This window comes from Uniformispora flossi, from assembly GCF_049534875.1.
Lineage (GTDB): Bacteria > Actinomycetota > Actinomycetes > Streptomycetales > Streptomycetaceae > Yinghuangia > Yinghuangia aomiensis.
Map to the genome: position 1 here is coordinate 191,308 of NZ_JBMULZ010000001.1, position 23,328 is coordinate 214,635.

13 protein-coding genes are annotated in these 23,328 nt (G+C 74.8%); 7 read left to right on the forward strand and 6 right to left on the reverse strand.

Annotated features, from left to right (window positions below; genetic code table 11):
* Positions 1-203: 203 nt before the first annotated feature.
* The gene (locus ACPA54_RS00880; RefSeq protein WP_423525734.1) at positions 204-584 is read right to left on the reverse strand and encodes a DUF952 domain-containing protein; all 381 of its coding nucleotides are present in this window, start codon (positions 582-584) and stop codon (positions 204-206) included.
* 31 nt (positions 585-615) lie between these two features.
* Between ACPA54_RS00880 and ACPA54_RS00885 the strand changes: the two genes are divergently transcribed.
* Positions 616-1,020: a PPOX class F420-dependent oxidoreductase gene (locus ACPA54_RS00885; protein ID WP_345676364.1), complete on the forward strand. Its 405-nt coding sequence runs from the start codon at positions 616-618 to the stop codon at positions 1,018-1,020.
* A 44-nt stretch (positions 1,021-1,064) separates the two neighbouring features.
* Here the strand turns inward: ACPA54_RS00885 and ACPA54_RS00890 are convergent, their stop codons facing one another.
* The 4 genes from ACPA54_RS00890 to ACPA54_RS00905 all read right to left on the reverse strand — a co-directional run bounded on the left by ACPA54_RS00890 (position 1,065) and on the right by ACPA54_RS00905 (position 5,405).
* Positions 1,065-2,126, reverse strand: coding sequence for a threonine aldolase family protein (locus ACPA54_RS00890; RefSeq protein WP_423526859.1), 1,062 nt, complete (start codon positions 2,124-2,126; stop codon positions 1,065-1,067).
* A gap of 74 nt (positions 2,127-2,200) precedes the next feature.
* Complete coding sequence (locus ACPA54_RS00895; protein WP_423525735.1) at positions 2,201-2,986, reverse strand: SDR family NAD(P)-dependent oxidoreductase; 786 nt, start codon at positions 2,984-2,986, stop codon at positions 2,201-2,203.
* A 53-nt stretch (positions 2,987-3,039) separates the two neighbouring features.
* On the reverse strand, positions 3,040-4,413 hold the full coding sequence (locus ACPA54_RS00900) for a DUF6421 family protein (protein WP_423525737.1): 1,374 nt from the start codon (positions 4,411-4,413) through the stop codon (positions 3,040-3,042).
* A gap of 200 nt (positions 4,414-4,613) precedes the next feature.
* A complete protein-coding gene (locus tag ACPA54_RS00905) occupies positions 4,614-5,405 on the reverse strand; it encodes a polysaccharide deacetylase family protein (protein WP_423525739.1) in 792 nt (263 codons plus the stop codon).
* Between the two features lie 192 nt (positions 5,406-5,597).
* Here ACPA54_RS00905 and ACPA54_RS00910 point away from each other — a divergent pair, with 192 nt between their 5' ends.
* The 3 genes from ACPA54_RS00910 (at position 5,598) to ACPA54_RS00920 (ending at position 8,350) form a co-directional block, all read left to right on the forward strand.
* A complete protein-coding gene (locus ACPA54_RS00910) occupies positions 5,598-6,098 on the forward strand; it encodes a methyltransferase family protein (RefSeq protein WP_423525741.1) in 501 nt (166 codons plus the stop codon).
* Between the two features lie 120 nt (positions 6,099-6,218).
* Entirely contained in the window at positions 6,219-7,511 is a 1,293-nt protein-coding gene (locus ACPA54_RS00915) for a VWA domain-containing protein (protein WP_423525742.1), read from the forward strand.
* The gene (locus ACPA54_RS00920) at positions 7,511-8,350 is read left to right on the forward strand and encodes a hypothetical protein (protein WP_423525744.1); all 840 of its coding nucleotides are present in this window, start codon (positions 7,511-7,513) and stop codon (positions 8,348-8,350) included. The genes ACPA54_RS00915 and ACPA54_RS00920 overlap by 1 nt, the downstream gene beginning before the upstream one ends.
* Positions 8,351-8,449: 99 nt before the next feature.
* Here ACPA54_RS00920 and ACPA54_RS00925 read toward each other — a convergent pair whose 3' ends face one another.
* Positions 8,450-9,331, reverse strand: coding sequence for a LysR family transcriptional regulator (locus ACPA54_RS00925; RefSeq protein WP_423525746.1), 882 nt, complete (start codon positions 9,329-9,331; stop codon positions 8,450-8,452).
* Positions 9,332-9,985: 654 nt separating this feature from the next.
* Between ACPA54_RS00925 and ACPA54_RS00930 the strand changes: the two genes are divergently transcribed.
* Genes ACPA54_RS00930 through ACPA54_RS00940 form a run of 3 tightly spaced genes read left to right on the forward strand, consistent with a single transcriptional unit; the run spans position 9,986 to position 23,327 of the window.
* Entirely contained in the window at positions 9,986-17,866 is a 7,881-nt protein-coding gene (locus ACPA54_RS00930; RefSeq protein ID WP_423525748.1) for an SDR family NAD(P)-dependent oxidoreductase, read from the forward strand.
* Complete coding sequence (locus tag ACPA54_RS00935) at positions 17,863-22,929, forward strand: type I polyketide synthase (RefSeq protein WP_423525750.1); 5,067 nt, start codon at positions 17,863-17,865, stop codon at positions 22,927-22,929. Before ACPA54_RS00930 ends, ACPA54_RS00935 begins: the two co-directional genes overlap by 4 nt.
* A complete protein-coding gene (locus ACPA54_RS00940; RefSeq protein ID WP_423525752.1) occupies positions 22,926-23,327 on the forward strand; it encodes an acyl carrier protein in 402 nt (133 codons plus the stop codon). Before ACPA54_RS00935 ends, ACPA54_RS00940 begins: the two co-directional genes overlap by 4 nt.
* Position 23,328 lies beyond the last annotated feature (1 nt).

The following is a 23,328-nucleotide window of genomic DNA, read 5'->3' on the forward strand; positions in this document are numbered from 1 at the left end:
GCCTGCACGGTCTTGGGCCAGGTCATGCGCAAGGCTGTCCCACCCGGCCCGGGAAACCAAACGGGCGCGCGGCCGGATCCACCCGGCCGGCGCAACGGGGGCACCGGGTGCGAGCGTCCGCCCCGATCAGCCCTACCGGCTCGATCAGCCCGATCAGCCCGATCAGCCTGATCGGCCCGGCCCCCGGTCGGCCCGGTCCCGAGTCAGCCCTGTCGTAGGGCCTCGAGGGCCGCGGCGACGGCACGCGCCGGGCCGCCGTCCTGGCCGAGCAGCGCGTCGGAGAGTTCCACCGCACGGGTGACGGCGGCCACCGGAAGTCCGGCGTACAGATGGGGGAACTCCGCGCCGCCGCGCGACACCTCCCAGCGCAGGGCCGGGCCGAGCGCCGCGGGGTCGACCGCGAGGAGGGTGAGGCCGGTCCGTCCGGCGAAGTGCCGGCGTGCGGTCTCCTCGACCTGGGCGGCCGTGGAGAAGTGGATGAACCCGTCCCGCGCGTCCACCTCGGAACCCGCGAACACGCCTGCGGTTTGGGCGGATTCCCACTCTTCCGCGGGCAGGAGCTTGTAGATCGCGGCAGGGTCCATGAGGGGAGCCTAACGGCGTAGGGTTCCGCTCATGGCATTGGACCCGGCGGAGATCGAGCGGCACGTGGCCCGGCTCGGTGCGGCGAAGTATCTGCTCCTGACCACCTACCGCAAGGACGGCAGCCCGGTGCCCACCCCCGTCTGGGTGGCCCGCGACGGTGCGTCGCTCGTCGTGTGGACGGTGACCGGCACGGCCAAGGTGCGGCGGCTGCGCAACGACCCGCGGGTCGAACTCGCCGAATGCACGTTCAAGGGCGCCCCGCTGTCGTCCGGCGTCGCGGGCACCGGCCGGGTCCTCGACGACGCGGGGGGCGAACGCGTGCGCCGCCTCATCAAGAAGAAGTACGGCCTGACCGGCTGGCTGACCGTGCAGGCCAGCGTGCTGCGCCGCGGCCGGACGGGCACCGTCGGCCTGGAACTGACCCCGACCGGCTGACCCGCCGGCCGGGGCCGTCCCGCGGCACGCTCCGCTGGGCCGGGTCAGCCGAGTTCTTCGCGGATCCCGGCCGCGAACGCGTCGATGTCCGCCTCGGTGGTGTCGAACGACGTCATCCAGCGGACCTCGCCGGTGTGCTCGTTCCACGTGTAGAACCGGAACCGCTTCTGCAGCCGCTCGGTCGCCTCGCGCGGCAGCACCGCGAAGACCGCGTTCGACTGCACCGGCCGGGTGATCTCCAGGCCCGGGACGCCGCGCACCGCGTCCGCGAGCCGCGTCGCCATCGCGTTGGCGTGCCCGGCGTTGCGCAGCCACAGGTCGCCCGCCAGCAGCGCCTCGAACTGCACGGACAGGAACCGCATCTTCGACGTGAGCTGCATCGACAGCTTGCGCAGGTAGTCGATGCCCTTGACCGCGTCGGGGTTCAGCACGACGACGGCTTCGCCGAACATCAGGCCGTTCTTGGTGCCGCCGAACGACAGCACGTCCACGCCCGCGTCGGTGGTCAGCGCGCGCAGCGGCACGCCGAGCGTCGCCGCCGCGTTGGCCAGCCGCGCGCCGTCCAGGTGCACGAGCATGCCGTGGTCGTGGGCGTGCCGGCAGATCCCGGCGATCTCCTCGGGCGTGTAGACGGTGCCGAGTTCGGTGCTCTCCGCGAGGGACACGACGCGCGGTTGGGCGCGGTGCTGGTCGCCCCAGCCCCACGCCTGGAGGTCGACCAGTTCCGGGGTGAGCTTGCCGTCCGGGGTCGGCACGGGCAGCAGCTTGAGCCCGCCGACCTTCTCGGGGGCGCCGCATTCGTCGACGTGGATGTGCGCGGTGTCCGCGCAGATCACCGATTCCCACCGGTCGGTGACGGCCTGCAGGGCGACGACGTTGGCGCCGGTGCCGTTGAAGACCGGGTAGACGTGCGCGGTGGGGCCGAAGTGCGCGCGGAAGACGTCCTGGAGGTGGGCGGTGTAGGCGTCCTCGCCGTAGGACACCTGGTGGCCGCCGTTCGCCAGCGCGACGGCGGTGAGGACCTCCGGGTGCACGCCGGCGTAGTTGTCGCTGGCGAAGCCGCGGACGCCCGGGTCGTGGTGGCGTACCGCGGACGTCGCCGGTATGGGGGTGTACTCCGGGCCGCGGTTCTGGTCCTCCTCGGCGGCCGTGCGGGGGGAGGTTTCCGGGGTCTCCGGGGTTACTGCGTCAGGCACAGGCGCTTTCCGTTCACGTCGTCGTTGGGACGGTCCCACAGGGCGGCGATTTCCTCGGCGAGGTCGGCCACGTCGGTGTAGCCGGGGAATTTGGCGTCGGGCTTCTCGGCACGCAGCGCGTCCCACACGAGGGCCTTGACCACCAGGATCGCGGCCGCGGGGCCGTCGGAAGCCACCGCGTCTCCATCTTCGCGCGGCGTACCGACGGTGCGGGCCTTGCGGAACGAATCGGCCATCGCGAGCGTCCACGCCTCGGCCGCGGCCTTCGCCGCCGCGTAGCCGGCGTTGCCCGCGGTGGGCTTGCCGGCCGCGGTCGCGGAGATCAGCACGAACCGGCCGTGCGGGGCGCGGGCGAGCGCGTCGTGAAAGGCCAGCGAGGTGTTCTGCACGGTGCGGATGAGCAGCTTGTGCAGGAAGTCCCAGTCTTCGAGCGTGTTGTCGGCGAAGACCTTGCCGCCGCGCCAGCCGCCGACGAGGTGCACGAGGCCGTCGATCCGGCCGTGCCGCCGTTCGACCTCCTCGGCCCACCGGCGGGTGTCCGCGGGGTCGGTCAGGTCGACGAGTTTGCCGTAGGCGCGGGCGTCGGCGGCGAGCGCGACGGACGCGTCGAGCCGGTCCTGGTTCGCGTCCGCCGCCTCGACGATCGCGCCCGCCTTCGTCAGCCGCGCCACGGCGGCCTGACCGGCGGGGCCGCCCGCGCCGGCGACGGCGATCACCGAGCCTTCGGGGAGGAGACGGACGTCGGGAGCGGCCGGGAATTCGGAAGTCATACCGTTCTCTCTCGGTTCTCGTGCGGCACGGCTTGAGTGCGGTGCGTGCCGGGTCACGCCGCGGCGTCGCCGACGATGCCGCGGGTCGAGGCGATCACCGACGCGAGCCGGCGCTTGAGGCCTTCGTAGAACATGCTCAGCGGGAACTCGTCGGGCAGCACCGCGTCGACGAGGCCCTTGGGCGGGCCGTCCAGCGGCAGCGCGTCGGGGCCCTTGGCCCACACCGACGCCGGATGCGCGGGCACGTAGGCGGTGACCAGGTCGTACGCGGCGATCCAGTGCGCCACCTTCGACCGGTCCACGCCCTGCCGGTACAGCTCGTCGACCTCGGCGCCGAGTGCGATCACCGCCTGGGTGGCCTTCGGCCAGTCCACCGTGAGCTTGTTGTCGTGCCACTCCACCGCACCCGCCTTGTGCAGGTACGCGAACAGCAGCTGCCCGCCGAGCCCGTCGTAGTTGCGCACCCGCCCGCCGGTGACCGGGAAGCGGAACAGCCGGTCGGCCAGCACGGCGAACTGCACGTGCCGGGCCGCGGCCACGCCCTGCTTCTCCAGGTCGACGGCCTCGCGGAACGCGGTGAGGTCGCAGCGCAGCTCTTCCAGCGCGTACATCCAGAACGGCTGCCGCTGCTTGATCATGAACGGGTCGAACGGCAGGTGGCCGCGGGAGTGCGTGCGGTCGTGGATCAGGTCCCACAGGACGAACGCGTCCTGCGCGCGTGCCTGGTCGCCGATCAGCTCCTGCGCGTAGCCGGGCAGCTCCAGGCCCAGGCTGTCCGCCGCGGCGGCGGTGACCCGGCGGAAGCGCGCGGCCTCGCGGTCGCAGAAGATCCCGCCCCATGTGAACCGCGGCACCTCGCGCACCGCGACGGTCTCCGGGAAGAGCACCGCCGAGTCGGTGTCGTAGCCGTCGGTGAAGTCCTCGAACGCGATCGGCACGAACATCGGGTTGTCGTACCGCTCGGCTTCCAGGGCGGCCAGCCACTCGGGCCAGACCACGCGCACCAGCACGGCCTCGACGTTGCGCGCCGGGTTGCCGTTCTGCGTGTACATCGGGAACACCACCAGGTGCTCCAGCCCGTCGCGGCGGGCCCGCTCGGGGCGGAACGCGAGCAGCGCGTCGAGGAAGTCCGGCACGCCGAACCCGCCGTCGGCCCACCCGCCGAAGTCGCGCACCACGGTGTCGAGGTAGTCCCGGTCGTGCGGGAGCAACTCGGCAAGCTCGCCGATCGCCGCGGTGATGTCCGCGACCAAGGCGCGCGCGGTGTCCGGATCCTGCGCCGCGGTGTCGAGCGAACCGTCGTCCGACTGCATCGTGCGCAGCTCGGCGACGGCCGCTTTGAGCCTCGGCCACGCCGGGTGGGCGGCGGCCGACGGCGACTCGGTGGTGTGCGCCCGCGTGGGCCGCAGCGTCGTAGGTGTGACCATGACCCCTCGCAAGGAAACCGACAGATTCTCGTTAGGGAATCATAAATCCGAAGAATCTTCGGTTTCAAGTGAGCTTGACGACGATTCTTGTTGTCTCATCGGCTGTTGACCGACAAAACCACGCCACACGCTCCGGCCTTTCCGGAGCGTGCGCGGTCTGCTCCTCCCAGTGAACGTCCCCCGGCGGCGGCGCGCCCGCGCTACGCACCCGTCGGAGCGAACAGCCCCGACGCGGTCACCGGCCGCAGCCCCTGGGCGCGCAATCCCGCCAAGATCTCCGGCAGCGCGGCGATGGTGCCCTCGTGTCCGCAGTGCAGGCTCACCACGTCCCCGGCCCGTACATGGTCGAGCACGTTCCGGGTCACGGCCGCCGCGCCGGGGTCGGTGTGGTCGAGCGAGTCCAGGCTGTACGAGAGCACCGTCGGGTACCCCGCGCGCGCAGCCTGGGCCTTGATGACGTCGTTCGCGTACTGCGTCTGGGACGGCCGGAACCAGCGCCCGATCGACCCGGTGAGCGCGGACAGCCGGGTCGCGCACCCCTCGATCTCCCGGTAGACCTCCGCCTCGCCCATCGCCGGCATGTCGAGGTGGTTCTCGCTGTGGTTCCCCAGCTCGTGCCCGCCATCCAGCACCCGCCGTGCCATCGCCGGATGCTGCCCCAGCCACGCCCCCACCGCCAGCACGGTGACCTTCGCGCCGCCCCGCTCGGCGGCTCCCAGCAGCCGCTCGATCTGCGCCGGCTCCCCCTGGCCGTGGAACGTCAGCGCCACCTCCGCACGCCCGGTCGCCGCCCGGCCCACCTCCGCCGGCAGCCGCACGGGCGCCGCCGCCGACGCACTCGGTGCCGCACTGGACGGCGCCGGGGCACTCCCCGCGGTCGGCGCGCCGCCGGCCTCCGGGCTCTTGTCACCCCCGTCCCCGCACCCGGTCGCCACAACTCCGGCCGCCACCCCGGCGGCCCCCTTCAAGACACTGCGTCGGTCAAGCCCCATGCCCCGACGCTATGGGGCGGGCGCGCACCCGCCGGGGCAGACACGCGTGGTGGCCCGGGAAACCACCCGCGGCCACCATCTGCGGCGGGCGACCCGGCGCCCCCGCAGCCGAGCCGTAAGGCGGGTCGAGCCATGCGGCGGGGCCGCCCCGGGCATCTGTCCCAAGGCGTCGGGATCGGACACCCTCTCCTCATGAGGAAAATCACTGCCGCGGCCGGAAGTTCGCTCTTCTTCGCGTTGGCACCCGGCGTGGTGGCGGGCGTGGTGCCGTGGGCGCTGACCGGCTGGCGGACCGGTCACGCGGACGGGGCATGGTGGCTGGTGCGCGGACCGGCCGCGGTGCTGCTCGCGGCATCCGGGGCGGTGCTCGTGCACGCGTTCGGCCGGTTCGTCGTCGACGGGTTGGGCACCCCGGCGCCGGTGGCGCCGACCGCGCGTCTCGTCGTCGGCGGACTGTACCGGTACGTCCGCAATCCGATGTACCTCGCCGTCGTCGCGGCAGTCGTCGGCCAAGCGGCTTTGCTGTGGAGGCCGGTGCTGATCGGCTACGCCGCAGGGTTGTGCGTGCTCTTCGCCGCGTTCGTACGCGGTTATGAAGAGCCCGCGCTGTCCCGTCAGTTCGGTGCGGATTACGCCGAGTACCGGGCCGACGTACCGGCGTGGATACCCCGGCGCCCCGCCCGGAAACCATGACAATTACCCCCGGATGCCCAGGTTTTGCCGACGCACCCGGCGCCGCACGGCGGTTCGGGCCGACGCAGGGGCATCCGCCGCTCAGCGGGCGGGTGGTGATGATCCGTAGGATCCTCCCCCGTGACGACATCATGGAAACGACGGATCGCGGCGGGCCTGGGCACTCTGCTCGTGGTCGCGGCGCTCGGCGGGGCCACTCCGGCCATAGCCGACCCCGACAACGGGGACGCACCGCCGCCGAAGGTGGACCTGGTACTGGACCTCAGCGGGTCCATGAACAAGAACGACGCCGGTGGGCAGACGCGGATCGACGCGGCCAAGAAGGCGTTCAACGAGATCCTGGACGCGCTGCCGAACGAGGCGCTGGTCGGTCTGCGGGTGCTCGGCCAAGGCAACCCGGGGAACAACCAGCAGGCCGGCTGCCAGGAGACCCAGCAGCTCGCGCCGGTCGGCAAGCCGGACAAGGGCGCGATGAAGGTCGCGGTCGCGGCGCAGCGCCCGACGACCGGGTACACGCCCATCGGTCTGACGCTGCGCAAGGCCGCCGAGGACCTCGGCAAGGACAAGGGCAGCCGCCGCATCATCCTCATCACCGACGGCGAGGACTCGTGCGCGCCGCCGGACCCGTGCCAGGTCGCGCGTGAACTCGCCGCGCAGGGCCTGAACCTGGTCATCGACACGCTCGGCCTGGTACCGGACGACGTGACGCGCGACCAGCTGTCGTGCATCGCGGGGGCGACCGGCGGCACCTACACGTCGGCCAACAACGCGGCCGAACTTTCGCAGCGCGTCCAGCAGTTGGTTCAGCGCGCGGTGGTGACCGCGGCCGAGGTGACGACGCCGACGCCGGTGCACGGCAGCCCGAACGGCTGCGCGGACGCGCCGCTGCTGGGCCCGGGCGTCTACAACGACCGCGAGGAGTTCGAGCAGCACCTTTGGTACAAGGTGCCGCAGTTGCCCGGTCAGGAGCTGCGCGCGTCGGCGACGGTCGGCCTCGACCGCGCGGTGGCCCGCGACTACGACGTGACGATCACCGCCGTGACCGACGACGGCCGCGACCTGGCGCGCTACACGGACGCGGGCAGCGGCCGGATGGACCTCCAGTCCGCGGGTCTGCGCTATTCGCTGCCGAAGCACGGCGACGACACCCCGGACGCGAAGGACGCGAAGATCACCTGCCTGATGGTGAGCACCGCGTTCAACGCCCCGGCGGGCGGGGTCGCGAAGACCCCGGGTATGCCGGTCGAGCTGCTGGTCGACCTGGTGGCGGCGTCGGACGCGCAGGCGTCGGACACGCACGGGCTCGGGCGCGGCTGGATCTTCCTGGGCGTGCTGGCGGGCGTGGGCCTGCTCAGCGGTCTGCTGTTCGGCTGGATCGTCCGCTTCTTCGCGGGCATGCGGAGGGCTGTGTGATGCGCTCGTTCACGCGTACGCTCCGACGGGCCGCCGTAGCGGCCGCGGCACTGACGCTGGCGGCGACGCCGGCCATGGCGGCGTCCTCGACGCCGTCGTCGAGCCCGACGGACTCCTCTTCGGGTTCGTCCGGTTCGGGCAAGGGCGCGGCTCCGGGGACGTCGTTCCTCACCGCGGGCAAGGCCGAGATGGACTCGACGTCGACCGCGACCGCGTCGACCGGCGAGTACATGTACTGGTCGTTCCCGGCGCTGTCCGGCCAGGACGTCACCGCGAAGGTGACGCTGAAGTTCCCGACGCAGCGCGCCGCCGCGTCGACGTGGCGGGTCGACGTGTTCGACGGCATACGCCGCCACCAGCCGTGCGCGGCCGGCCATCCGCAGAACGCGGCGGCGCCGACCGCGACCGAGGTGAAGCTGGACTGCGGGCCGCGGACGATCCGGCCGTGGTCCGAGGCGTGGGCGTCCGACCCGCTGCCGGGCACGTACTACGTGCGGGTCGCCGCGACGGACCTGTCGCAGAAGGACGTCGGCCTCAAGGTCGACGTGACGCTCGAACTCTCCGCGGAGGGCGGCGGCGACATCGGCCCCGACGCCGGGCAGGACGACGCGCTCAAGGCACCGCTGGTGCCGATCACGCGCGGCGGGCAGGTGCTGCAGCCGGGCCAGGTCGCGGACACCCGCAAGGTGACCATGGACGGGTTCGACAACGGCGACGACCGCTGGCTGTCCGGCACGACCGGCCGCTGGGTCTGGACGGTCGGCTCCGGCATCGCCGCGATGCTGCTGGGCGTCGGCGGCTACATGTTCGCCCGGCATCCGCGCCGCTGGTTCCGGTGATCATGCACTGATCGGCACCGATCCGGGCCGATGCACACAACACCCGCGGGTGGGGGACCGATTCCGGTTCCCCACCCGCGGTGCTTTCCCCTCCGGGTGTCATGTGTCGCCGTCGATGCCCACGAGTCGCGCGAACTCCAGGAACGTCCGTGCCGCGCCGGAAGGTTCGGCCGGGGCGTGGACGAGCGCGACGGAGCGCACCAGCGGCGGGCTGAACGACCGGATGACGGCGGCCTCCCCGAACACCGCCTCGGCGATGGTGCGGTACCAGAGCATCGAGCCTTCGCCGTTGAGCACGGACGCGATCCAGTGCACCCGGTCGTCGCTCTCCACGGCGGGCACCGGCCGCACCCACAGCGCGGCGAACATCGCCTCCATTTCGCAGCGTCGTCCGCTGCCGCGCGTCGGCAAGGCGAGCCTGATCCCGTCCAGGGCGTCCAGCGGCAGCGGGTCCGGCAGGTCTTCGGACGGCGGTGACACCAGGACGACTTCGTGGTCGGCCACGGGGTGCGCGCGCAGGTCGTCGGGCACCGGCACATCGACCAGGCCGAGGGCGGCGTCGCCGGTGCGGACCGCGTCGAATACGCCCTCGCGGTCGCCGCAGCGCGCGACGTCGACGGCGACCTCGGGGGCCAGGTCCTCGAAGGCGGGGATGACCCGGCCGGTCAGGTCGACGGCGAGCGTGGGGGTGGTGGCGACGCGGACGCCGTGGGTGCGGGCGGCGACCGCGGCCCGGCCGACGTCCTCGATGGCGCCCACGGTCTCCAGGACGGTCCGGGCGAGGCGGACGACGCGCTTGCCTTCGCCGCTGAGCCGCACGGTGCGGCCGTCGCGGACCAGGAGTTCGGCGCCGAGTTCGTGCTCCAGGGCCTTGAGCGCGCGGGACAGCGCGGACTGCGCGACGTACAGGGCTTCGGCGGCGGCGGTCATGGTGCCGTGGTCGGCGATGGCGACGAGATAGCGCAGCTGCTGCAGAGTCACGCCCGGCAGATTAACCGGCCGGGGCCCGCGGAGAACCGTTTTCCGAGAATTCCCGTCTCCTTTACCGGATGCTCGGGTCGGGTTCGCCGAGCCGTCCCACCTGCGCGGATTCGGTGCGCCGCGGGGAAACCCCGGCGGGCACGGCAGTCCTTTTCGGCAACGAACGATGCCCGGAATGCATAGATCGCGGGCCGCACGCGGCAGCGGCGGTGCGGTACGGCGCCCCGCAACCGGAACGGTTACATACGCATGCGTATGGTCCGGGCCGCGTTCCGCCAGCTCAGCGCACGTTTCCGCACCTTAACGGCCTCGTCACCGGCGAGCCGGGTCAGGTGGGGCGCGGCGTCGGCGGGCCGCCGGCCCCGCGGCCGGCCGGCGTCTCCCCGGGCCCGGGATGCGCCTTGACACCCCTTGGCGGCACCCGCACGATACTGCGAGCCCGCCCGGGACAGGTAATTCCGGTTTCCCCCCGGCCCCGGGAAGGCGACGTTCCGGATATCGCGCACCATCGCTTCCGCAGTCGATTCCCGGGTGTTCGGGCCGAGTATTCCGGCGCTTTTCCGAGGACCCGCCGCCCGCGTCTCCGTCGGCGTTTCCCGGAATATTCCGGGGGCTCGGCGGACGGCCGCGCCCGCCCCGGAAGGAGCCACATTCATGGCGTCGCAGACCGACCGCCGCGACCTCGTCCTCGCGATCGGACCGTTCGAGGAGCCCAACGCCGCACTGGCCGCGGCCGCACACCGGGCGGGGGCGCAGGGGGTCGTCGACCTCGGCCGGGACGCCGCCGCGGCCCGAGCCGCGCTCGCGGTCCTGGCGCGGCGCCGCGACCGGGCCTTCGGCGTCCGCGTGCCCTGCGGCTGCCCGCTCGTCCCGGCGGAACTCCCGGACGGCGCCGACGTGGTGGTGCTCGCCGCGGACGCGCCGTGGGCGGTGTCCGACGTCGGACCGGGGCGCCGCGTGCTGGCCGAGGTCGGCTCGCTCGCCGAAGCCCGCGCCGCGCGCGACGCCGGCGCGGACGGCCTGATCGCGGTCGGCCACGAGGCCGGCGGCCGGGTCGGCGGCACCACGACGTTCGTGCTGCTCCAACAGCTGACCACCGATCCCGGGCTGCGGCTGCCGGTGTGGGCGAAGGGCGGCATCGGCCCGCACACCGCGGCGGCCGCGGTCGCCGGCGGCGCGGAGGGCGTCGTCCTCGACACGCAGCTCGCACTCCTCGCGGAGTGCGCCGCGGCCTTGCCGGGCCCGGTGGCCGCCGCGCTACGGGCCATGGACGGCGCCGAGACCGTGCGGCTGGACGGGCACCGGGTGTTCACCCGGCCGGGCTTGCCGCTGCGCGAACTGGCCGACGCCGCCGCCGCGTCCGGCGGTATCGCGACCGCCTTCGGGGCGCGCGGGCTCGACCGGCAGCTGCTGCCGGTGGGACAGGACGGCGCGCTGGCCCGGCGGTTCGCGGAACGGTACGGGACGACCGGGCGGGCCGTCGCCGCGGTCCGGACGGCGATCGCCGCGTCGATCGAGGCCGCCGTGCGGCTGCGGGCGCCGGCGCCTGCTGCGGGGGACGAGCCACGCGGCACGTCCGCGGTGCGCCGCCCGCGTCTGCCGGTCGTCCAGGGCCCGATGACCCGGGTGAGCGATCGGGCGGAGTTCGCCGAGGCGGTCGCCACCGGCGACGGACTGCCATTCCTCGCTTTGGCATTGCTCGACGGCGACGCGGTCCGCACCCTGCTCGCCGAGACCGCGGCACGGCTGGGCGACAAACCGTGGGGGGTCGGGCTGCTCGGGTTCGCGCCGCCGGAATTGCGGGAGCGCCAGTTGGCCGCGGTCGCCGAGGTGCGGCCGCCGTACGCGCTCATCGCGGGCGGGCGCCCCGACCAGGCGGCGCCGCTCGAAGCCGCGGGGATCGCCACGTACTTGCATGTGCCCTCGCCGGGGCTGCTGGAGCAGTTCCTGCGGGCGGGGGCCCGGCGGTTCGTGTTCGAGGGCCTGGAATGCGGCGGGCACGTCGGGCCGCGGGCAAGTTTCCCGTTGTGGGAGACCCAGATCGACGTGCTGCTCCGGCACGCCCGCAAGCACGGCGCGGCCGACCTCGACGTGCTGTTCGCCGGCGGCATCCACGACGCCCGCTCGGCGGCCATGGTCGCCGCCGCGTCCGCCCCGCTGACCGAACGCGGGGCCCGCGTCGGGGTGTTGATGGGGACGGCGTACTTGTTCACCGACGAGGCGGTGACGGCCGGCGCGATCCTGCCCGGGTTCCGGGATGCCGCGGTCGAGTGCGGCGAGACCGTGCTGCTGCAGACCGCGCCGGGGCACGCCACGCGATGCGCGGACACGCCGTTCGTGACGGCGTTCGCGGCGGCCCGCGCGGATCTCGAGGCGCGGGGAGTCCCGGCGACCGACATGTGGGCCGAGCTGGAGGGGCTCAACCTGGGGCGGCTGCGTATCGCCAGCAAGGGCGTGCGGCGCGCGGGTTCCGACCTCGTCCGGGTCGACGACGCGACGCAGCGGCGCGACGGGATGTTCATGCTCGGGCAGACGGCGGCACTGCGCGGCGGCACCACGGACATCGCCGCACTGCACCGGGAAGTGACGGACGGGGCAGTCGAGTTCCTGACCTCACGGGCCGCCGGGCTGGGGCTGGGCGCGGCGGTCCCGGATGCCGCCGAGCCGCTCGATGTGGCGATCGTCGGAATGGGGTGTGTGTTCCCGGGGGCGGCGGATGTGGCCGGGTTCTGGCGGACCGTCGTGGGCGGCGCGGATGCCGTGTCCGAGGTGCCGCGGGAGCGCTGGGACCACGATCTGTACTACGACCCGGAGGCGGTGCGTGATCCGCGCGGTCGCACGCCGTCGAAGTGGGGCGGGTTCGTGCCGCGGATCCCGTTCGATCCGACGGCGTACGGCATTCCGCCGGCGTCGCTGGGGTCGATCGAACCGGCGCAGTTGCTGGCGCTGCATGTCGCGGCGCGGGCGCTGCACGACGCCGGGTACGGCGACGGCCGCGAGTTCGACCGCTCCCGGACGGCCGTGGTGTTCGGTGCGGAGGCGGGCACGGATCTGGCGGGGGCGTACGGCTTCCGCTCCCTGTACCCGGCCTACTTCGGCGCGCTGCCGCCCGACCTGGACGCCGAGTTGCCGATGCCGACGGAGGACTCGTTCCCCGGGGTGCTCGCCAACGTCATCGCGGGCCGCATCGCGAACCGCCTCGACCTCGGCGGGGTGAACTACACCGTCGACGCCGCGTGCGCGGCCTCGCTGGCCGCGCTGGACCTGGCGTGCAAGGAACTCGTGCAGGGCGGCGCCGACATGGTGCTGTGCGGCGGCGTCGACACGCACAACGGCATCAACGACTACCTGATGTTCGCGTCGGTGCACGCCCTTTCGCCGTCGGGCCGGTGTGCGACGTTCGATTCGGCGGCCGACGGGATCGCCTTGGGCGAGGGCGCCGCGTGCCTGGTGCTCAAGCGCCTGGCGGATGCCGAGCGCGACGGGGACCGGGTCTACGCGGTGGTGAAGGCGGTCGGCGGGGCGAGCGACGGGCGGTCCCTGGGGCTGACCGCGCCGCGGCCGGAGGGGCAACGTCGGGCGCTGGAACGTGCGTACGCGAGCGCGGGCGTGTCGCCTGCCTCGGTGGGCCTCGTGGAGGCGCACGGCACGGGCACGGTGGTCGGCGACCGCACCGAACTGGAGACGTTGACGGCGGTGTTCGCGGAGGCCGGTGCCGCACCCGGGAGTTGTGCGCTGGGGTCGGTGAAGTCGCAGATCGGGCACACCAAGTGCGCGGCCGGGCTGGCCGGGTTGATCAAGGCGTCGCTTGCCGTGCACTACGGGGTGCGTCCGCCGACGCTGCATGTGAAGCGTCCGAACGCGGCGTGGGACGCGGAGACCAGCCCGTTCTCGTTCGACGCGCACTCGCGGCCGTGGACCGAGGCGGACCCGTCGCGGCGGGTGGCGGGGGTGAGCGCGTTCGGGTTCGGCGGGACGAACTTCCATGCGGTGCTGGCCGGGCATCCCGGGCCCGTTCCGGTGGACGAGCCGGACCTGCTGGGCAGCGCGGCCGTTGCGGAGTGGCCCGCAGAGCTGTTCTGCTTCGCGGGCGCGTCGCGGGAGGACGCGGAGGCGGCGCTCGCGAAGGTCGCGGGGTTGGCGGATGCTGCCGCCCCGAGGAGCCTGCGGGGGCTGGCGGCGTTCGCTGCGGATCAGCTGCCGGCCGGGGCGCCGGTGTGGATCGCGCTGGTGGCGGCCGATGTCGACGACCTGCGCGTCAAGCTGGCGCGGGCCCGGGACGGGGCCGAGGATCCGCGCGGGGAGATCTTCCGGCGCCGCGCGGACGAGGACGGGCCGGGGAAGGTGGCCTTCCTCTATCCCGGGCAGGGCAGTCAGCGGCCGGGGATGGCCGCGGACTTGTTCGTCGCGTTCCCCGCGCTGCGGGCCGTGCTGGGCGAGGCGCCGGAGTCGTGCCTGGCGGCGATGTTCCCGCCCGCGGCGTTCACCCCGGAGGACCGTGATGCGGCGCACCGGCGGATCACGGACACCCGGATGGCGCAGCCCGCGTTGGGGGTTGCTTCGGTCGCGGTGACGCGGTTGCTGGACCGGCTCGGCGTGCGGCCGGAGTTGGCGGCCGGGCACAGCTACGGGGAACTGGTCGCGCTCTGGGCGGCCGGGGTGTACGACAGCGCGGCGCTGCTGCGGCTGAGCGCGGCCCGGGGCGAGGCGATCGTGGCGGCAGCGGGCGAGGATCCCGGCGCGATGGCGGCGGTGGCCGCCGGAGCGGACCGGGTCGCGGAGGTGGTCGGCGCGGGTGCCAACGGGGCTTTGGCGCTGCCGGGTCTGGTGGTCGCGAACCTCAACACGCCGAAGCAGACGGTGGTTTCCGGGCCGACCGCGAGCGTCGATGCGGCGGTGGCGCTGCTGGAGGACGCCGGGATTTCGGTGCGGCGGCTGCCGGTCGCGTGCGCGTTCCACAGTCCGCTGATCGCGGGCGCGGCGGAGACGCTGGCGCGGGTGGTCGACGGGGTGGAGTTCGCGACGGCGTCGTTCCCGGTGTGGTCGAACACGTCGGCGGAACCGTATCCCCCGGATGCGGAGGCGGTGCGGCGGCTGCTGGCCCGCCAGGTCGCCGCACCGGTGCGGTTCGTCGACGAGATCGAGGCGATGTACGCGGCCGGGGCGCGGGTGTTCGTCGAGGCGGGGCCGGGACGGGCGTTGACCGGGATGGTGGGGGCGATCCTCGGGGACCGCCCGCACACGGCCGTCGCGTGCGACGTCGCGGGCGAGCCCGGGATCCGGCGGCTGCTGACGGCCTGCGCGGAGTTGGCGGTACGCGGTGTACCGGTCGCGGTCCGGGAGCTGACCCGGGGACGGGTCACGCCCGCGGACGTCGAGCCGGGACGGCGGCCGGGCTGGGTCGTCGACGGTCAGCTGGTGCGGACGGCGGAGGGCGAGCCGGTCGCGGGCGGGTTGCGGCCGGCGCCGGGGAGCCGGGTGAGGGAGTCCGCGCCGATGCGGGGCGCGGCCGCTACGGCATCCGCCGGGAGCGCGGCGGAGTCTGTGCCGATGCGGGGCGCGGCCGCTACGGCATCCGCCGGGAGCCCGGCGAACGGGGGCAACACACGCTCGTGGGCGACCGCGCACGGCGGCGTACGCGGCGGCGGCCTGGCGGGTGGGAACGGCTTGGGCACCGCCGCGCCGGGCGGGAGCGCGGCCGATCCCGGTGACCTGCACGGCCGGGCCGCCGGGCCCGGCAGCGGCGTGCGCGAGGCGGATCCGGCGCTCGGGCACGCCGCAGGCCCCGGCCGGGAGCTCGGCGCTCACCCGCGCGGCGGCCCGGACTCGCGTGGGCCCGGCGATCGGTTCGACCCAGTGACCGGCGGAACCGCCCCGTATCCGGGTTCGCCGCGGCTCGCCCCCGGCCCTGCGGTCACCGCCGCGACCGAGGCTTCCGGCGGCACAAATCCCCTCGGCCCCGGCGGGTCGCATCCGGCTTCGCCGCTCGTCCCCCCTGTTTCCCTGTCCCTCCCGATTCCCTCGGAGTCTGTCTTGGCCGGTCGATACCCCGAGTTCGCGGATCCCCGTGAGAACGCCGTGCTCGCCTACCTCGCCGGGACGCGCGAGTTGATCGCGGCGCAGCGGGACGTGCTGCTCGGCTTCCTGGGCGCGCCGCCGATGACGTCGCCTGGGCCTCAGCCCGCGGTGTGGGGCGGGGTGGCGCCGATGACGCCCGTGGGGGCGGTGCAGCCGGTGTATTCGGAGACGACGGCGCCGATGGCGTATGCGGAGGCGACGGCGCCGACGGCTTACGCGGCGGAACGGGAGCCGGTCTGGGAGGTCCCGGCCGAATCGGCGGTCGTCGCGCCCGGGCCCGTGTCTGCGCCCGCCGCACCTGCGGCACCTGCTGCCGCGCCGAGCCGTGCGTTGCCGAGCGCGGACGACGTGCTCGAAGCCGTCCTGGACATCGTCGGCACGCGCACCGGCTACCCGCGCGAGATGCTCGACACCGACCTCGACCTGGAAGCCGACCTGTCCGTCGACTCGATCAAACGCACGGAGATCATCGGCGAGTTGGCGATGCGGCTGGACCTGCTCGATGAGGCGCTCGTCGAGCGGCTGGCCCGGGTGAAGACGATCAGCGGGATCGTGGAGGGGTTGGTGGCGCACGCCCGGGAGGTGGTGGGCGGGAGCTCTTCGAGCCGGTCGGATGATCCGACTTTTGATGGGGGTCCCCACTCCAACCAAGTACCCGATGCAGGGGGTGGGGCGCGAACGGTTGTCCACAGCCTCGACCAGTCGTCGGCGGACGTCCACGGCTCCGGCGTTTCAGCCGCGCTCGCCGGCGGCTCCGTGCATACCACCGGCTCCGGGTTCGCCACCGGCTCCGCTCTCGCCGCCGACTCCGCGCTCACCGCCGGCCCCGCCCCCAGCCCGGCGCTCACCGCCGGCCCGGCGCGCGCCGCCGGCCCTGGCCCCGCCCCGGACGGCAACCCCGCCCGCACCCCCGAACCCCTCGTCCTCGCCCCCCAACCCCCCACCCGCCACACCGTCGACCTCGTCGCCTTCCCCTCCCCCGCCCCCGACCCCGCCCACGTCGACGCCGCGCTCACCGGCCGGTCCGTGCTCCTCGTCGCCGACCCGCACGGGGTCGCGCTGGCACTCGCCGCGCTCCTGGAGCGCCGCGGCGCCCGGGTGCGGATCGCCGAGCCCGGGGTCACCCTCGGCGACGTCCCCGACGTCCCCGACGTCCTGGTCCACTTGGGCGCCCTGCGTGCCGAGGACGTCCCGGTCGTCCTCGACGACTTCCCGCTCCTGCGCGACGCGCTCCACGGCGGGGTCCGCACCCTGCTCGCCGCCACCGGCTTCGGCGGCGCGTTCGGCCGGGACGCCGCCGCGCGGGCGGCCGGGGCCGCGGGGCTCGGGCTGGCCGGGTTCGCGCGGACCGCGGCCCGCGAATACCCGGACACCGCCGTCCGCGTCGTCGACCTCGACCCGAAAGCCGAGCCCGCGCACCTCGCCGAGCAGCTCCTGCCGCTGCTCGCCGAACCCCCGGCCGGCGCCGACGGCCACGTCGTCGTCGGGCTCGACACCGGCACCGGGCTGCGCCGCGTCCTCGACGCACGCCCCACCGCCACCGACCCCGGCGAACCCTCCGGCACCCGGCCGCTCGGCCCCGACTCCGTCGTCCTGCTGACCGGCGGCGCACGCGGCATCACCGCGCAGGCCGCCCTCGGGTTCGCCCGCATGTACGGCTGCCACATCGAACTCGTCGGACGCACCCCCGCCCCAGGCCCGGAAGACCCCGCCACCGCCGCCGCGCCCGACCGGGCCGCGCTGCGGGCCGCGCTCGCCGCCGCCCGGTTCGGGAAGCCCGCCGCGATCGAAACCGCCGTATCCGGCATCCTCGCCGGGCGCGAGGTCGCCGCGACGCTCGCCGAACTCGGCGCGCACGCCGCGTCCGTCCGCCTGCACACCGCCGACGTCCGCGACCCGGACGCCCTGCACGCCGTCGTCGCCGACGTGTACGCGCGGCACGGCCGCATCGACGGCATCGTGCACGGCGCGGGCGTCCTCGACGACCGGCTCCTCGCCGACAAGTCGCACGACGCGTTCGCCCGCGTCTTCACCACCAAGGTCGCCGCGGCGCATACCCTCGCCGACGCGGTGCGCGGCCGCCCGGACGGCACCGGGCTCCCCGCTTTCCTCGCCCTCTTCGGCAGCGTCGCCGGTGTGTTCGGCAACCGCGGGCAGGCCGACTACGCGGCCGCCAACGACGCCCTCGACACCCTCGCCTGCCGCTGGCACCGCGCCGCCGCCGACGGTGCGCCCGACGCCGTCGCCGAACGCGTCGTGTCCGTCGACTGGGGACCGTGGGCCGCGTCCGGCGGCGGCATGGTCACCGCCGAACTCGAACGCCACTACCAGCGCCTCGGCATGCCCCTCATCGACCCCGACGCCGGCGTGGCGGCCCTGCTCGCCGAGCTCGCGTCCGGCTCCACCGCCCCGCATGTCGCCTACCTGTGCCCGCCGCCCGCCGGAGACCACCGGTGACCGCCGCCCGCGCCCGCCGGACCGGCGGGCCGCGGCCGACCGACGCGGCGATCGTCGGCATCGGCGCGGTGTTCCCCGGCGCACCCGACGCCCCCGCGTTCTGGGCGAACATCGCCAAAGGCGTGGACGCCATCACCGACGTCCCGCCGCACCGCTGGGACCCGGACGTCTACTTCGCCCCCGGCGCCGCCACCGGCCCCGTGCACGCCGACCGGTTCTACTGCCGCAAAGGCGGATTCGTCGACGAGTACGCCGCCTTCGAGCCGACCCGCTTCGGCATCATGCCGTCGGCCGTCGACGGCGCCGAACCCGACCAGCTCCTCGCCCTGCGCACCGCCGCCGAAGCCCTCGCCGACGCGGGCGGCGAAGACCGGCTGCCCGACCGTTCCCGGGTCGGCGTCGTCTTCGGGCGCGGCGGCTACATGGGCGTCGCCACCGCCCGCCTCGACCAACGCGTCCGCACCGCGCACCAGCTCGTCGCGGTACTCCGCGACGTGGCACCGGAGTTCGACGAGGAACGGCTGACCGCGGTACGCGCCGCCTTCCAGGCCGCGCTCGGCCCGGAGCAGCCCGACGCGTCGATCGGCCTGGTGCCGAGCTTCACCGCGTCGCGGATCGCGAACCGGCTCGACCTCGGCGGCCCCGCGTACACCGTCGACGCGGCCTGTGCCACGTCCCTGCTGGCGGTCGACCACGCCGTGGCGGAACTCGCGTCCGGCCGCTGCGACGCGGTGATCGCGGGGGCCGTGCACCACTGCCACATCGCGACGCTGTGGAGCGTGTTCACGCAACTGCGGGCACTGAGCCCCGCGATGCGGATCCGGCCGTTCGACCGGAGCGCCGACGGCACGCTGATCTCCGAAGGCACCGGCGCGGTCGTCCTCAAGCGCCTCGCCGACGCGGAACGCGACGGCGACCGCATCTATGCCGTCGTTCGCGGCGTCGGCATCTCCAGCGACGGCCGCGCCGCCAGCCTCATGAGCCCGCTCGCCGACGGCCAGGTCCGCGCCCTCGCCCGCGCCTGGACCGCGGCCGGCCTCGACCCGCGCGCCCCCGACGCCCTCGGCCTGCTGGAAGCCCACGGCACCGGCACACCGGTCGGCGACGGCGTCGAACTGGAGACCTTGGCCCGCGTGTTCGGCCCGTCCGCGGGCCGACCGGACGTGGTCGTCGGCTCGGTGAAGTCGAACATCGGCCACGCCATGCAAGCCGCCGGCATGGCCGGACTGCTCAAGGCCGTGTACGCGGTCCACCACGCCGTCCTGCCGCCCACGCTGCACGTCGACGCACCCCACCCCGCGCTCGCCCGCACCCGCATGCGGGTGACCGACGCGGCGGAACCCTGGGACGCGCCCGTACGCCGTGCCGGGGTCGACGCGTTCGGCTTCGGCGGGGTCAACGCCCACGTGGTCGTCGAACAGCCGCCCACAGGCGGGGCCGTGGCACTGCCGACGGGGGAGGCGCGGCTCGGGAACGCGTCCGCAGCCGCTGCCGCGCACGGGTCCGAGGCCGCGGGTGCGCCGCTCGCCGCCGTGCCCGTCCTGCGGCTGGCCGCCGACAGCGCGACGGGGTTGGCGCTGCGCCTCGCCGAGTACGCCGAGTACGCGGCCCGCAGCGACCACCCCGAGGCGCCACCGGACCCCGGCCAGGGCCCGTGCCGCCTCGCCCTGCTCAACCCCACGCCGAAGCGGATCGACCTGGCCCGCCGCGTCCTCGCCCGCGGCGAGCCCTGGCGCGGCCGCAGCGACCTGTGGTTCACCCCGCGCCCGCTCCTGGGCCCGCACGCCGCCTGGCCGGGCACGGTGGCTTTCCTGTTCCCGGGTCTCGAACCCGGCCTCCAGCCGCCGCTGGACGACGTGGCCGACGCGTTCGGCCTGCCGCTGCCGTCCGGCCTCGGAACGGACGACATCGTCGGACGCGCACTCGACGCGCTCGGCGCCGGACGGCTGCTGACCGCCGCCCTCGGCCGGCTCGGCATCCGGCCCGACGTGCTCGCCGGACACAGCGTCGGCGAATGGACCGCGATGGTCGTCGCCGGCATGTATCCGGACAGCGCGCTCGACGTGTTCCTCGGCTCGCTGGGCCCGGGCTCGGTCGCTGTCCCCGACCTGGTGTACGCGGCCGTCGCCTGCGGCGCGCCCCGCGCCTCCGCGGCCTGCGCAGCGGTCGGCGGGGTCGTCGTGTCCCACGAGAACTGCCCGCACCAGTGCGTGGTCTGCGGACCCGAAGACGCCGTGGCCCGAGTCCTGGAGCGGCTGCGCGGCGAAGGCGTCCTCGGTCAGGAGATGCCGTTCCGGTCCGGCTTCCACACCCCGATGTGGGAACCGTACGTGGCACAAGTCCGGGCCGCCTTCGACAAGTTGCCGCTGCGCACCGGCCGGGTCCCGGTCTGGTCCGCGACCACCGTCGCCCCGTTCCCGGAAAAGCCGGGCGCGGTACGCGAGCTGACGATCCGCCACCTGCTGGAACCGGTCCGGTTCGGGGCACTCGCGGAACGGCTACACGACACCGGAGTCCGCGCCTTCGTGCAGGTCGGCGCGGGCAGCCTCGGCGGCTTCGTCGACGACGCGCTGCCGGGCGCGGACATCCTCACCGTTTCGGCGCACGGAACCCGACGGCCGGGACTCGCGGGAGTAGCGGCCGTGGAGGCGGCGCTGTGGACGGAGGGGTACGTGGCGACGCCGACTTCGGCGGCGACAACCGCCGCGGGGAAGTCGCGCGTCGACGCGGGCACGGGCTCGGGCCCGGTCTCGAGCATCGCCGCCGCGGTGGCGGCACAACCCGGGTCGGCCGCCTCCCGACGCCGTCCGGTGCCGGAGGTCCGGCTGAACCTCGGATCGCCCTTGATCCGCCTCGATCCGACCGCACTCGCGGCGGCCCCCGGACCGTCCGCGGCGGCCCGGCCCGGGACGGTCCCGACCCTGGCGGCTCCCGGCCCCGCAGGGCCGCACCCCGCCTCGCCGCGCCGCGGCACCGAGCATCCCGGCACCGGCAGCACGCGCACTCCCCCGGGCCCCCTCGTCGACGCGGCGTCGGCACCGACCAGCCCGCAGACCCGCACCGGCCTCTCCGCGGCCGTTCCGTCCGGCGCCACCGACCTCGGCAATCCGGTCCTCGCCGCATTCGCCGCGATCCTCAACGAGGCCGGTGACGCGGCCACCCGCGCCCGCCAGGCCTGGGCAAACCGGACCCCTGCCCCGCCGCACCCGTCGGCTCAGCCCTCGCACCCGGCGACGGTCCCGCCCACCGAGGCCGTCCGGCCGCCGCCCGTGCTCGCCGCGCAATCCGGGCAAGGCGCCTCCCGCCCCACAGCCCCGGCCATGCACCCGCCCGCCTCGGGCCCGGCCGCCGCAGCCCCGCACGGCCCGAACACCCCCGCGCCTCCAGCCCTCTCCCCTCCCACGGGCCCGACCACGCCAACGCCCAGCGCCGCCGCCCCGGCCCACCGCTCTGCCCCCACCCATCCCACACCCCGCCCCACCCCCGCCCCCGCCCGTCTCACCCGACGCCAGGAGTTCTCCCTGCGCACCCTCCCGTACGTCGCCGACCACTGCATCTACGAGCAGCACGACCGCTGGCCCGACGCGTCGGACCGCTTCCCGGTCGTCCCGATGACGACGCTCCTGCACCTCGCGGGGGAAGCCGCCCGGGCACTCGTGCCGGGGCGGCTCGTCACCGGCTACCAGGACGTCCGGGCGCTGCGCTGGCTGCCCGTGGCGCCGCCGACCGACGCCGAGGTCACCGCCGCGCGCCTGGACGCCGACCGCGTGCAGGTGTCCATCTCCGGATACACCACGACCGTCGTCGTCCTCGGCACGCGGCCGCGCCCGCCCGAGCCGGCCGACGACACCCCGCTGACCGGCGAAGGCCCCGCGCCCGTGCGGGCGGCCGACTTGTACGCGGACCGGTGGATGTTCCACGGGCCCGAATTCGCGGGCGTCGACGAGATCACCGCGATCGCCGACGACGGCATCCGCGGCGTGCTGCGCTGCCTTCCCGCGCCCGGGGCACTGCTCGACGCCGCCGGGCAGTTGCTCGGCCACTGGATGCAGGTGAAGCTGCCGACCGACCGGCTCGTCTTCCCGATCTCCGTCGACCACGTCCACCTGTACGGGCCGCCGCCCGCGCCCGGCGACCGGCTCGCCGCCACCGCGCGGATCCGCGACGTCACCGCCACCACGGTCCGCGGCGACGTCGAACTCCGCGATCCCGTCGACGGGTTGCTGCGCGCCCGGTTGGCCGGCTGGACGTACCGCCGGTTCGCCGCCGACGAACGCGTGTGGCCGATGAAGTTCACGCCGCACACCACCGGTGTCGGCGAACCGCAGCCCGAGGGCTGGTACTTGGTGCGCACCCGGTGGCCCGACGCGGCCTCGCAGGAGCTGGTGATGCGCCGCTACCTCGACGCCGCGGAACGTGCCGAGTTCGCCGCCGTGCCGCCGCGGGCCCGGGCCGGGTGGCTGCTCGGCCGGATCGCCGCGAAGGACGCCGCGCGCGGATATCTGTGGGCACGCGGCGAAGGGCCGATGTACCCGGCGGAGATCCACGTACGGAACCTCGACGGCGGGCAGCCCGCGGTGAGCCGCATCCCGGTCCCCGACGCTCCCGACCTGCCGCCCGCCGACAGCCCGGCACTGCCGCACATCTCCCTCGCGCACAAGGACCGCATCGCCGTGGCGCTGGCCGGCCGCGGACCCGTCGGCATCGACGTCGAGACACTCGCCGACCTGCCCGACGCGGTCGTCCGCACCGCGCTCACCGACGACGAGCAGACCCTGCTCGCCGAGCTCGCCGACGGCGACCCGGCCGCGCGCACCGCGTGGCTGGTGCGGTTCTGGTGCGCGAAGGAAGCCGCCGGAAAGGCCGACGGCACCGGCCTGGCCGGCCGTCCCCGCGCATGGCGGGTCGTGCGCGCGGGCGGCGACACGCTCGTACTGGCGGGCCCGTCCGGCGGGCACACCGTGCGCACCCGGGTCGTCGCGGACGGCGCGGACCGCTACGTCGTCGCGTGGACCGTGCCGCCCGCCGCCCCCGCCCCGACCACCCCCCAGGAGTCCCCGTGACCAGCGAAACCGCCACCGGCACCCGTACCGCGCCCCCGTCCCGCCCGCGTGCCGCGGATCCGTCCCGGGCCGACGTGATCCTCGCCGAGGTCACCGCGATGCTCGTCGCGGTCGTCGGCGACGAACTCCTCATCGCGGGCGAAGTCGAGCGCGGCAGTTCGTTCCACGACGATCTCGCCATCGAGAGCATCGAGTTCGTCGCCCTCGCCGAGCGGCTCGAGGAACGCTACGGCGACCGCGTCGACTTCATGGCCTTCCTCGCCGAGCTGGAGATGGACGAGATCCTCGGGATGACCGTCGGCACCCTCGTCGACCACATCGCCGCCCAAACCGACAGCCCGTCCGCCCCGTCCACTCCCGACGCGCACCGGAGCGCGGCTGCCGGACGGGGGGTGTAGC

Bases quoted from the DNA above. Each gene is read 5' to 3' on its own strand.
- ACPA54_RS00920 (WP_423525744.1), top strand. From the start codon at position 7,511: ATGCGCTCGTTCACGCGTACGCTCCGACGGGCCGCCGTAGCGGCCGCG.
- ACPA54_RS00900 (WP_423525737.1), bottom strand. From the start codon at position 4,413: ATGGTCACACCTACGACGCTGCGGCCCACGCGGGCGCACACCACCGAG.
- ACPA54_RS00930 (WP_423525748.1), top strand. From the start codon at position 9,986: ATGGCGTCGCAGACCGACCGCCGCGACCTCGTCCTCGCGATCGGACCG.
- ACPA54_RS00910 (WP_423525741.1), top strand. From the start codon at position 5,598: ATGAGGAAAATCACTGCCGCGGCCGGAAGTTCGCTCTTCTTCGCGTTG.
- ACPA54_RS00885 (WP_345676364.1), top strand. From the start codon at position 616: ATGGCATTGGACCCGGCGGAGATCGAGCGGCACGTGGCCCGGCTCGGT.
- ACPA54_RS00905 (WP_423525739.1), bottom strand. From the start codon at position 5,405: ATGGGGCTTGACCGACGCAGTGTCTTGAAGGGGGCCGCCGGGGTGGCG.
- ACPA54_RS00880 (WP_423525734.1), bottom strand. From the start codon at position 584: ATGGACCCTGCCGCGATCTACAAGCTCCTGCCCGCGGAAGAGTGGGAA.
- ACPA54_RS00895 (WP_423525735.1), bottom strand. From the start codon at position 2,986: ATGACTTCCGAATTCCCGGCCGCTCCCGACGTCCGTCTCCTCCCCGAA.